Raw genomic sequence first — 10,757 nt, forward strand, 5'->3', positions numbered from 1 at the left:
CAACGACACGCTGGTGGGCGGGGCGGGCGCAGATCACCTCGATGGCGGAGACGGCGTAGACTACGCGTACTATGGCGATTCCGGCAACGCCGTGTTCGTAGTCCTAGGGGCCGGAGTTGCTACCGGGGGTGACGCGACGGGTGACACGCTTACCAACATCGAGTCGGTGGTGGGGTCGACCTTTAGCGACATCTTGTATGGAAGCGCCCTTGGGAATGAGCTGATCGGGGGCTTGGGTGACGACTCCCTTCAGGGAATGGGAGGAGCGGACTATCTCGACGGTGGGGCCGGCAACGACACCGCCTCCTACCTGAGTTCGGCCGGAGCAGTATATGTCGATCTGAGCGCGCGTACCGGCTCGAGCGGAGATGCTAACGGCGACCTCCTCGTCAACATCGAGAACCTCTACGGCTCTGGCGGCAACGATGTGCTGATCGGAGACGCCGGCGCCAACGTGCTGTTCGGTGCCGCTGGGAGCGACAATCTCCAGGGCGGCGCAGGCGCCGACGTGTTGATCGGTGGCGAGGGTGGCGACACACTCACGGGCGGGGCAGGTAACGACATGTTCCTGTTTCGGCCGGAGCAGGCAGGCAGCACGGATATTGTGCTCGACTTCGACCAGAATGGCGACGATACCATTGTATTTCAGGGCTTTGGCGCAGGCTTTGCCGCGACTCTACAGGTTTCCGTAGTTAACGGTTCCGATGTGGTTCTGTACTCCAGCGCTTGGGACAGCAGCGTCGTTGTGAAGGACGGTCTGAACTACGTCGGCACCTCGGACTTCCTGTTCACCTAAAGGAATGACTCGGAGAGCCCGCCGCCCTTGTGGTTGCAGACATCTCCATGAACCCGCCCAGCGAAGACTGTGGCGGGTTTTTCATGAATCGCTTACCGCCACCCGCAGGTATCCGCGTGACGCAGCCTTTTCTGTCTCCCGCAGCCTCAACCGGCTCACGACGGCATCGGCCAATGCGTCGGATATGGCCCGGCGAAGAGCGGCCACTGCGTTGCCACGTGATCGGTCGAGTTATTGCTCGACTAGAAGGTCTGCCTCGTTCGCCTGCGTGGTCGCCGCGTGTGTTGCACCCATGCTCGCACCCTTATCCTTTTGGCGCCTGTTGACGCGGCAGTGTGGCTGACGTGAGGCGCGGAGGTGCTCTCGACTTTCACAAGCCCGGAGTAATCCGAGGCGGGTTTTTCACACGCCCGTGATGCAGCCACAGGCAAGCTTTTGAAGCTAGATTGCAGACGCTCTCAGTTGCCAGCGCCCCGGCAATCTGCGGCTTCACCTTCACCCGCCCGGCTCCGGCCGCGGCGGGTTTCTTCGTTCCACCATCTGTCGTTTGTGATCGGCCCGCGCTAAGAGGCCCGCCATGAAACTCGTGCGCTTGATCCAGAAGCTGATCCCCGAAGCCACCAAGGCCCAGATGCCCGGCTTCGATGAGGTCTATTACCGCTACTGGTATCGCGACACGGCACAGTTTCCCGGCACACCGCTGCAGCACTACCTTCAGCACGGATGGAAGGAAGGGCGAGACCCCAGCGCCGGCTTCAGCGGGGACGGCTATCTCGCCGCGAATCCAGACGTCAAAGCTAACGGCTTCAATCCGCTCGCTCACTTTTTGGAGTTCGGTTTGGCGGAGGGGCGGAGAGGCTGGCAAAAGGAGCCTACGGCCCCTGCGCCGCGTGGGCGTTTCATCACGAATGTTGAGCCGCAGAAGCTTTTGCCTCCGCCGTATCAGCGCTGACATTCACCTGCCCGGAGCAATCTGCGGCGGGTTTCTCCGTTTCAGGTCCCCGATGTGCCGCCGAAGCGCCGGCCCGTGAAGTCCGGCCGGGTCTCGACGCCCTTCGCACCGCCGCCACAGGCCGTGCACCGCAGGCGTAGTGCAATGTCCGGAACGAACGCGGTGCCGGGCAGGTCGCCAAACGGGATAGCCGCCTCGTGCTCACACCGGCAGAGCACCAGCAAACCGCGGGCGCCGTTCTCGCGCGCATTGGCAATAGTCATGGGCGCGCTCTCGCGTCCCTGGGGATCATAGGCGCGCCGCGGGTTGCGCTTGTGCCTCGGGACCGGGTCGCCCTGGCCCGGCGTCCAGACGGTGACCGGCTTCAGCTCGTCGCTCACGGCTTCTCCGGCCGCGCCAGCAAGATGGCGGTGCGCACGGCGGCGCGGCGCAGATGCTCGCTCACCTCACAATCGGCGACGATCTCCTCCTCGGTGACGGCCTTCGCCTTGTAGAGCTCGCCGGTCGTGGGGTTCTCAGCCATGCCGGCGTAATAGGGCGGCGGGCGGCCCCGTCAGCCTCTCATCCAGGTGACGAAGGTGTCGACCGCCACGCTCGACACCACCATGCAGCGCAAGATGGCCGCGACGCGCATCAGCAGGTCTCAATGCGGACGCTGCTGGTCATCGGTCTCTTCGGGCGCTGAGCGGTAGCTGAAGGCGCCGACATCTCAGATCTTGACTCGGCCCGGGGGGCCGCCGTCATGGCGTGCCCGGCTTTTTGTATCCCCGTCAACCCTTGAACTATAATCGAAACTTAACAGTTCGCCGCACTTTAGCAGGCAGGTTTTTTCGTTGGTAGGTCGGAAGTCACAGCCTGATGACGGGGTTAGGAAAATCAGCTAGTGATCCAACACAGAGAAATGATTCGGGGCTGTTACCTCAATTGCCTCTCCAAAAAGACTAAGTTAAAAAGAAGCGTATCGATTCCGGGATTTTAAATTCACAAAATCAAATCTGATTTCCATCAAAATTGTTTCGGGGTAATTTGTGATGATTGTACTACTTGCATGTTTTCCAAAAAGCGGCTCCAGTTCTCTATCAAACCTGATTGCTGCTCAGCCTAATTTTACTAGAGCAGAGTTTACGCCGTACTACGGCCGGCGTGAACAGGAGCTTGAGAGAGGGCTTATAACCAATTTTGTTGGTAAAAATTGTGTTGCCCAGCATCATGTAAGGGGAAGCGAATACACGCAAAACCTAATCGGCGAATTCGACATGAAGCTAATTGTGTTAGTGCGAAGACTTGGCGACGCAATCGCGAGCCTAAACGATCATATTGTGAACGAGCATGAGGCCACGCCTGTGGGATATTTTGAAGAGCATTTTAAGCAAATGGCATCAGCTGAGCGTTTAGAGGCCGTCGCCGACCTTGCTGCGCCTTGGTACGTTAATTTTTACGTGTCTTGGTATCGCTCTAAACCGGAATGCATTGTGCGATATGAGGATGTAATTCTCAAAAATGATCTTAGAAAAGTAGAAAGCATCTTGCAACGCAAAATTGTGACAGAGGAAAAAAATGTCGCACCAACTCGCTTTAATGTAGGTATTGAAGGTCGTGGCGACGCTATCAAAGACCGCATCTCTCGACTCTTTAAATACTATCCTGACGTAGATTTCAGCCCCATTATATGATAATGGTTCTGCTCTATTTCTAATAACTTAACTTCAAATATTTGTATCACAAGAGATTATCGCGCTTTGGATCCGTCTATAATGACGATATGTACAAGGTCTTATTTATGAGCAAAAATGTGAACTGGCAACGACTTAGGTCTCGCGAGTGCCGCGCTCAAGATCTAGAACAGCATCCCGCGATCGCATGGCTTACGGGACTCTCGGGAGCCGGCAAAACCAGCGTCGCAAACGCAACTGATTGGATGTTAGCAAACGAGAACCGGCGGTGCATGGTTTTAGATGGCGACAATCTTCGCCATGGCTTGAACAGTGACCTAGGATTTTCTCCTGAAGAACGAACCGAAAATGTTCGTCGCGCCGCTGAGGTGGCTCGCTTGATGGCGGAAAGCGGGTTGATCGCGATAGTTGCGCTGATCTCGCCGACGCGCGCAGACCGGGCGTTAGCGCGTCGGATTGCTGGCGACATACCGTTCCTGGAAGTTTTCATCGACGCGGACCTCTCTGTCTGCGAGGCCCGGGACGTCAAAGGGCTTTACGCCAAAGCTCGCTCCGGTCATATCAAGACATTCACCGGCATCTCGGCTCCATACGAAGCTCCGTCTAAACCGGACTTAGTAATTTGCACTAGAGACCGTTCTATCACTGAGTCGGCACGCGACCTTGCAGCGGCCCTGTTAGCACTTAGCGCGGTCCAAATCTGAATGACCGCATCAAACTAATGCCCCTCACTCTCACATTCTTCAGGGGTAGGCCGCCCGTCGGCCGGTCCGCCTTGTCCCGATGAAACGTCAGGTTCCCAAATCGCATGTGCTTCTCGGCGACCCCGGACATCCGCTCCGCGCTGAGGACGATGGCCCCGCAGAAGTCAGGCCGGATGGTGCCCATCTCTGTATGAACCCCGAACACGTCGAGGGTCGTCCAGCCGAGGGCCGCCGCCTCATCTGCTCAGCGGTCGAGGAAGTCGACGCACGCCTCGTGAGCGCCGCCCCAGGACTGCACCGTGAAGCCTGGGCATGGGACGACACTGGACCGGAGGTCATGGAAACCCTGGCGCCACAGCTTCGGGTCGGCAGGGACGATCTTCGGTGAGGCTGGCATGGACTCCTACGGTTGGTGCGGGCCGGAGGGGATAGGTGCCGGGCATTCCGAAAACGATCCCGCAGCGAGCACACCTCCTCTGCCCTTTTGAACCAGAGAACTCGAACGCACCGTGCGGAGGTGGGACGAATGGTGGGGTGACGACAGCCTGAGCCGAAATTCATCAGCAAAACCAGTGCGGCTTGGATTCTCCCTCTCCGCCGCTACACAAGATTGTAGTGCATTGGCTGTAGCTTGCTGTCAGACAGTGACTTTCTGGGCGCCCAAAAGTACACACGAGTGGTACACATGACTCTGGCAATGCCGACTCACTGGCTGCAGCCGCGCATGCGGATCTACTACTTGCGCCGGCGCGTACCGGACGAGCTGAAGGCACTCGTCGGCAGCGGCAAGACCCGCCGCAGCCTCGGCACGCGCGACCACAAAGAGGGCAAGCGCCTGTTCCCGGCGGCGCTGGCCGCGCTCGAGGAGCACCGGGCCAATTTGCGCGATGGGCCTCGGGGCTTGAGCGAGCGCGAATGCATCGAGGTGGCGGTGTGCGTCACCGAGGGCTTCGTAGCGCATCACCGCGAAGCTTCGAGCCGGCAGACGCAGTCGTCGGTCTAGGTCGGTGGGGCCTTGTTCGAGACGCCACCATACCGCTCGACCTGACGCGGTCAGCCGTCGACCTGATCACCGAGTCCTTCGATCGCCACGCGCCCAAACGGGCTGAGATGTGCGCGTGGTGCGAGGACACCGCCGATGCCTACCTCGCGCAACACGGGCTGCGCGTAGACGCCGACAGCCGGGGCACCTTCGTTCGGGCGATCGCCGACGCGACCCAAGCTGCGGCGTTGAGCCTGCTCGAGCTGAGCCAGGGAGCGCGCCGGGCCTTTGCAGGGCTCGGTGCACTGGCACAAATGCTAGTGAGTAATACGCCGAACGGGCAATCACCGCCGGTAAAGGCCGTGCCGGAGAGCGTCGCGCGGACGGCCGCCGTGAACTTCGAGACGCTCATCACAGGCGGGTTGCGCGAGCGGCGGCCCACGCCGAAGACCGCCTACGTCTGTCCCAGGGTCGTGCGCGAATTCGCGGCCTCCGTCGGGCACGGCGACGCGGCGACGGTGAGCGAGGACGATCTGATTCTCTGACCTATACTGGAAGCGTCTGACAGGTAGATTCACCGGTCCTCAGCCAAGCCGTCATCTCCGTGTCGGTCACCAAGCAGGTCTACGGCTCTGGCGCCGACTTCCCGAACCTCGCTGCCGCCATGGCATGGCTCGCGACGCGCCGGATTGTACCAGGCGGGGCGGTGACCTTCATGTTCGAGACGGGGCAGTTCGTGCACGACACCATTGCCGCTTCGATGGTGATTCAGCACCCAGACCTGAACTGGGTGTCGATCATCGGCGCGACCCTCGTGAACGGCGGCTTCCCGGTCTACGCCAACATGGCGATGACGGGCAGCAGCGGGGCACAGCGCACTGCCGACCTCCTCAGCAACCTTACCCTGGCGCGCAACCGCTTCCCGACCGAGCTTCGGTTCACAGGCAGCGCCTCGATCCAGGTCGTGGGCAATCTGAGGCTGCCTCAGGACGTGCTCCTCACGGCCGATCTCTCGCCCGTATCGGGGCTCAGCTTCACGGGCGGGACCTCGACGCTCAACCGCGTCGCATGCGCGAGCTTCGGCTCGCACGGCCTGTTCCTTCGCACGACCCTCCTCACCGTTCAGGGGGGATTGTGGTGCTTCGGAAACAGCGGTTCCGGCGTCTACACCGGCGCGGGAGCGACCCTCAAGTACACGACCGGCAGTGTCTACGGCATCGGCAACGGCTCGTCCGGGATCACGGCGAACGAGGCCTCGACTATCACCACCGAGAACGCCGGGCTCTCAATCGTCGGCAGCGGGAATGTGGCGTATGGGGCCAGTGCCCTGTCCAACAGCTTCATCGGCATGGGGACCGCCGGCGCGGCTGCTGCGAACGGCTCGCACGGCATCGCCGCGCTGAACCACAGCTCCATCACCGCAAACAGCGCCTCGGCCAGCACAAATGGTGGGTTTGGCATCTATGCGGGCCAGACCAGCTTCGTGAACGCGACGGGCACGACGGGCTCCGGCAACACGGGCGGCGCGTTCGGGGCAACCCAGGGCAGCTTCATCGACGCCACCGGCTACGGAATGTCCGGCGCTTTCTCCCCGGTCGTGAACACCTCCGGCAACGGCAACTCCTTCATCCAGGCGTGAGGCTGAACATGCAGCTGTTTTGCAAGAACGGGGTCTGCTCGCCACGCACGACGACAAGCAGACCATCCCGGCCAGCGCCTATGGCGAGGGCGTCTACGTCGTCTCCGTCGTCTCCGTCGCGAGTTTACAGGGGCTGGATCGCATCGGCCCGGCCCCGGAAGAGCACGAGATCGATAACCGCCCCTACAAGGAGCCCGAGCCTGACTTGGCGGCCTATGCCGCCGCGCGTCGGTACGCGGTCGAGACCTGTGGCATCGAGGTCGCGGGCGAGCGAGTCGCAACCGATCGCCAGAGCCAGGCCCTGATCAACGGGGCCTTCAACCTTGCCCAGGTCGACACCTCCGTGGTCGTGAAGTTCAAGACCGCGGCCGGCTTCGTCGACCTCGACTCAGCGGCGATCCAGATTATCTCGACCGCAGTCGGACGGCACGTGCAGGCGTGCTTCTCCAAGGAGGCGACCGTTGCGGGTGGCATCGCGGACGGGACCATCAAGAGCCTGGCCGACATCGACACGGCCTTCGCGGCGCTGACCTGATCCTCCCGGACGAGAAGAACACCATGCAGATCGTCGCTCGCCTCTTCCTTCTGATCGGCCTCCTCGTCGGCAGCCCGTCGCTCGCGCTCGACCGGACGCTGCTGGGCCAGACCTTCGGGCCGCTCTCGGCGGATACCCTGACCCTGCGCAAGCCAGGGTCCAGCGGCGACGCCTCAGGGCTGAGCGCCACCCTGCCCAATGGGATGACGGGCTATCTGCGCGACCTATTTGGTGCCTACACGTCGGCCGGGCCCTACCTCGTCGGCAAGGTGGGCACCGCTCAGATCACCGCGGGACTTCAGGCCGCGATCACAGCCGTCGCGAACCAGGGCTTGGCTCTGAAGATCCCGGCGGGTGACTACGTGGTCAGCGGATTGACCTTCGACGCCACCAGGGGCGGCTCCATCATCGGTGACCCGAGCTCCGTCAGGCTCAAGGCCTCCGGCAACAACGTGAGGCTGATCACGGTTGTGAACTCGACGGCGGGCTACAACCCCGTGACCATTGAGGGGCTTGGCCTCTACGGCAACGGCTTCGGGGGCGTTGTCGGAATTCGGTGCGACAACCCGCAGTTCCTGAACCTCCGGAACCTCCACACCCACTTCATCGATTATGCGGCGCGGATCAGCAGCAGCAGCGCGGGCGGCGCCTTCAAGGTCACGATTGCGAACGTGATGCAGTGGGGCCAGGGCTCCTGGGTCTTCGAAGGCACGGCGTTCGATCGGCTCCTGTTCGACGTCAACATCAGCAACGTGAACCACTTCTCGAATGGCACGAGCGCGTGGGCCGCCTCGTGGTTCACCTTCCGCAACGTTATCAGCCTGAACCTGAACAACATCCTCTCCAACAGCCTGGACGGCGCGACGGACGCCTTCAACCTGCTGGAGCACATCGAAGGCGTCTTCGCCAACAACGTGATCGTGGGGTTCCCGAAGAGCGGCTTCAAAACCCGCGCGAACGGCTACGGCACACCGCCGGCCTACATTTACCTTTCGAACTTCGCGATCGATCAGCCCAAGGAGATCGGCCTCGACCTGGAGGCGTACGTGATCAAGGTGACGAACGGCAACGTGACGGGGTCGCGTTACCGGAACGGAACCGGCGCATGCGCCGTCATCCGCAGTACGACGGTCGACTACGCCTTCACGAACTTCTTCATCAATGACTGCAACCACTCGGGCTTCGTGGTCGAGGCCGGCGCCCGCAACGGCTCGGTGATGCAGTCGAACTTCCGTGGCAATGCGTTCGTGGACGGCTATGACCTCGATGTGGCTGCGCGGTCGCCGCTTGATCCGGTGTTCGGCCCCGGCAATTTCTTTGGCACCGTCAACGCGACGGGGCAGATCATCGTAGGCGGGCGGTCGTCACGCTACTGGGCCGTTGACCGGGCTCAGGTCGGTACGCCGGCGAGCACAGCAACGACCACGCTGAAGCAGTACACGGTGCCGGCGGGCGGCATTCCCTACGGGGAGACGGTGGCAGAGCCCCTCCTGCCCACCAACGGCACGCTCCGGGTACGGGCCAGTGGCAGCTTCGGCGCCAACGCGAACACCAAGGCTGTGGTCGCCAGTGTTGGCGGGACGGACGTGATCTCCGCCAACGGGGCCTACAACGGCCAGGCCTGGGCCATTGAGATGGACATCGAGCCTGTCGGAACCTCGGCCTGGGTCACGGCGCGCGTCATCGTCGGCGGCGCTGTCGTGGCGAGTGCCAACCCGCTGCTGGCCAAGGACTTCACCGCCGCTCAGCTCATCCGGATCTACGGCGCCAACGGTGCAGCCGTCGCCAACGACATCACGGCGGGCGCTTTTTCCGTTGAGGCCGTGCTGTAGGAGGCCTCCGTTGAGGCCGTGCTGTAGGCGGCAGCCGAGCGCGTTGATCCCGACAATCGAAGCACAGCCCTCAAGCACCGCCACGGGCAAGTTCTCCTGCGGCACCACAGGGTGGCGCGCCGTTGTTGCTCGCAGCAGCCGCCGCAACGTGGTGCTCGTCCAGGAGGGTACCACCCTCGTGCGCCTCGGTGCTCCGGCACCGTCAGCACTCCGATCACCGCCGTCACCAATGCCGCCTTGCCTGCCGTCAGCCCGACGCTCGCCTACGGCGCCCTCTTGCCCAGCATCTTGCAACAGCAGAGCCAGGGTTTCCCGACCGCCAGCGACACGGCGATTCTAGACATCAAGGGCAACCCGGTGCTGGTGGCCGTAGGTTGGTCATCCACCGCCGTGCCGAAATTATCGTGGAACATCTCCTCATACCGGGTCTTCACTTCGGTGCCGCTCACGCTGGCCATGAGATGCGGAACCTGCACCTCGAATTCGTGAACAGTCAGTCGAAGCCCGGCGGGCTCGTCCGACTCACTGTCAATGGCAAGGTCGGCATCAAATACCAAGGTCCGACTGGTCACGCCTAGGAGGCCGTCCGGGGCGCCGGTTACTGGAAGGAGGGCGTCTACGGCGAGGGTGCCGTTGAGCGCGCCATCAAGGTCCGCAACGGCCGCTGCGTCTACTAGGTGTTTGATCCCGCGGTGTGGTGATACGGTCGAGCACCATGTTGCGAGGGAAGCACTATGGGCCAAATTCTTCATGGAAGCGCCACCACGACGGAGGCAGTCCGTCGCGCGATCCAGCTACGTGAAGAGAGCGTAAGGGCGCTGGCCCGGCGCTACGGCGTCAGTCCGACGACGGTGCAGAAGTGGCGCAAACGGGCGACGACGGCGGATGCCCGGATGGGACCCAAAGAGCCGCGCTCCACCGTGCTCACGCTCGAGGAGGAGGCGATCATCGTCGCTTTCCGACGGCACACGCTGCTCCCGCTCGACGACTGCCTCTATGGTCTGCAACCGACGATCCCGCACCTGACCCGGTCCTCGCTGCATCGCTGTCTGGAACGGCACGGCATCAGCCGATTGCCCGAGATCGACGGCGACAAACCCAAGAAGCAGCGCTTTGCGAGTTACGCCATCGGCTACGTCCACATCGACATCGCCGAGGTCAGCACCGCTGAGGGCAAGCTCAGGCTGTTCGTGGCCATCGACCGAACCAGCAAATTCGTCTTCGTGCGGCTGGTCGAGAGCGCCGGCAAGATGGAAGCCGCTCAGTTCCTCCGCGACTTCATCGAAGCGGTGCCTTACCGCATCCACACTGTGCTCACGGACAACGGCATTCAGTTCACGTCACGCCAGCGGGATATCTACGACAGTCAGCACATCTTCGATCGTGTATGCGACGAGCATAACATCGAGCACCGTCTGACCAAGGTGAACCACCCTTGGACCAACGGGCAAGTCGAACGAATGAACCGTACGATCAAAGACGCGACGGTCAAACGCTACCACTACGACAGCCATGCTCAGCTGCGAACGCATCTGCATCTGTTCATCGATGCCTACAACTATGCCCGCAGGCTCAAGACGCTGCGCGGCTTGACGCCCACCGAGTTCATCCTGAACGCCTGGACGAAAGAGCCCGATCGCTTCA

The 10,757-nt window shown here is 61.9% G+C and carries 13 protein-coding genes; 10 read left to right on the forward strand and 3 right to left on the reverse strand.

The window, feature by feature from the left end:
• Window positions 1-796: calcium-binding protein (locus tag ACLBWX_RS22455; protein WP_447679122.1), on the forward strand; the 796-nt coding region annotated here is incomplete at its 5' end.
• A 577-nt stretch (window positions 797-1,373) separates the two neighbouring features.
• The gene (locus tag ACLBWX_RS22460) at window positions 1,374-1,748 is read left to right on the forward strand and encodes a hypothetical protein (RefSeq protein WP_447679159.1); all 375 of its coding nucleotides are present in this window, start codon (window positions 1,374-1,376) and stop codon (window positions 1,746-1,748) included.
• Window positions 1,749-1,789: 41 nt separating this feature from the next.
• Here ACLBWX_RS22460 and ACLBWX_RS22465 read toward each other — a convergent pair whose 3' ends face one another.
• Together ACLBWX_RS22465 and ACLBWX_RS22470 are read right to left on the reverse strand one after the other, a co-directional pair.
• On the reverse strand, window positions 1,790-2,128 hold the full coding sequence (locus tag ACLBWX_RS22465) for a hypothetical protein (RefSeq protein ID WP_447679160.1): 339 nt from the start codon (window positions 2,126-2,128) through the stop codon (window positions 1,790-1,792).
• Window positions 2,125-2,271 carry a hypothetical protein gene (locus tag ACLBWX_RS22470; protein ID WP_447679161.1) on the reverse strand — a complete coding sequence of 49 codons (147 nt, stop codon included), beginning with the start codon at window positions 2,269-2,271 and terminating at the stop codon, window positions 2,125-2,127. The genes ACLBWX_RS22465 and ACLBWX_RS22470 overlap by 4 nt, the downstream gene beginning before the upstream one ends.
• Before the next feature lie 508 nt (window positions 2,272-2,779).
• Between ACLBWX_RS22470 and ACLBWX_RS22475 the strand changes: the two genes are divergently transcribed.
• From ACLBWX_RS22475 to ACLBWX_RS22505, 7 genes are all read left to right on the forward strand, one after another.
• Window positions 2,780-3,421 carry a hypothetical protein gene (locus tag ACLBWX_RS22475; RefSeq protein WP_447679162.1) on the forward strand — a complete coding sequence of 214 codons (642 nt, stop codon included), beginning with the start codon at window positions 2,780-2,782 and terminating at the stop codon, window positions 3,419-3,421.
• A gap of 89 nt (window positions 3,422-3,510) precedes the next feature.
• Window positions 3,511-4,125: an adenylyl-sulfate kinase gene (cysC, locus tag ACLBWX_RS22480; protein ID WP_447679163.1), complete on the forward strand. Its 615-nt coding sequence runs from the start codon at window positions 3,511-3,513 to the stop codon at window positions 4,123-4,125.
• Between the two features lie 685 nt (window positions 4,126-4,810).
• Window positions 4,811-5,128, forward strand: a complete 318-nt coding sequence (locus tag ACLBWX_RS22485) for a DUF6538 domain-containing protein (RefSeq protein WP_447679164.1) — start codon at window positions 4,811-4,813, stop codon at window positions 5,126-5,128.
• Between the two features lie 107 nt (window positions 5,129-5,235).
• Window positions 5,236-5,652 carry a hypothetical protein gene (locus ACLBWX_RS22490; RefSeq protein WP_447679165.1) on the forward strand — a complete coding sequence of 139 codons (417 nt, stop codon included), beginning with the start codon at window positions 5,236-5,238 and terminating at the stop codon, window positions 5,650-5,652.
• A 59-nt stretch (window positions 5,653-5,711) separates the two neighbouring features.
• Window positions 5,712-6,746 (forward strand): hypothetical protein, encoded by a 1,035-nt coding sequence (locus tag ACLBWX_RS22495; RefSeq protein WP_447679166.1) that lies wholly within the window; start codon window positions 5,712-5,714, stop codon window positions 6,744-6,746.
• Between the two features lie 19 nt (window positions 6,747-6,765).
• Window positions 6,766-7,281 carry a DUF4376 domain-containing protein gene (locus ACLBWX_RS22500; RefSeq protein ID WP_447679167.1) on the forward strand — a complete coding sequence of 172 codons (516 nt, stop codon included), beginning with the start codon at window positions 6,766-6,768 and terminating at the stop codon, window positions 7,279-7,281.
• Window positions 7,282-7,304: 23 nt separating this feature from the next.
• A complete protein-coding gene (locus ACLBWX_RS22505) occupies window positions 7,305-9,113 on the forward strand; it encodes a hypothetical protein (protein WP_447679168.1) in 1,809 nt (602 codons plus the stop codon).
• A gap of 263 nt (window positions 9,114-9,376) precedes the next feature.
• Here ACLBWX_RS22505 and ACLBWX_RS22510 read toward each other — a convergent pair whose 3' ends face one another.
• Window positions 9,377-9,685, reverse strand: coding sequence for a hypothetical protein (locus tag ACLBWX_RS22510; protein WP_447679169.1), 309 nt, complete (start codon window positions 9,683-9,685; stop codon window positions 9,377-9,379).
• A gap of 162 nt (window positions 9,686-9,847) precedes the next feature.
• Here ACLBWX_RS22510 and ACLBWX_RS22515 point away from each other — a divergent pair.
• Window positions 9,848-10,757, forward strand: a 910-nt coding sequence (locus tag ACLBWX_RS22515; protein WP_447679170.1) for an IS481 family transposase, incomplete at its 3' end; no start/stop codon positions are given.

This window comes from Methylobacterium sp. M6A4_1b (genome assembly GCF_053345175.1).

Bases quoted from the DNA above. Each gene is read 5' to 3' on its own strand.
- ACLBWX_RS22460 (WP_447679159.1), top strand. From the start codon at position 1,374: ATGAAACTCGTGCGCTTGATCCAGAAGCTGATCCCCGAAGCCACCAAG.
- ACLBWX_RS22470 (WP_447679161.1), bottom strand. From the start codon at position 2,271: ATGGCTGAGAACCCCACGACCGGCGAGCTCTACAAGGCGAAGGCCGTC.
- ACLBWX_RS22475 (WP_447679162.1), top strand. From the start codon at position 2,780: ATGATTGTACTACTTGCATGTTTTCCAAAAAGCGGCTCCAGTTCTCTA.
- cysC (WP_447679163.1), top strand. From the start codon at position 3,511: ATGTACAAGGTCTTATTTATGAGCAAAAATGTGAACTGGCAACGACTT.
- ACLBWX_RS22485 (WP_447679164.1), top strand. From the start codon at position 4,811: ATGACTCTGGCAATGCCGACTCACTGGCTGCAGCCGCGCATGCGGATC.
- ACLBWX_RS22490 (WP_447679165.1), top strand. From the start codon at position 5,236: ATGTGCGCGTGGTGCGAGGACACCGCCGATGCCTACCTCGCGCAACAC.
- ACLBWX_RS22505 (WP_447679168.1), top strand. From the start codon at position 7,305: ATGCAGATCGTCGCTCGCCTCTTCCTTCTGATCGGCCTCCTCGTCGGC.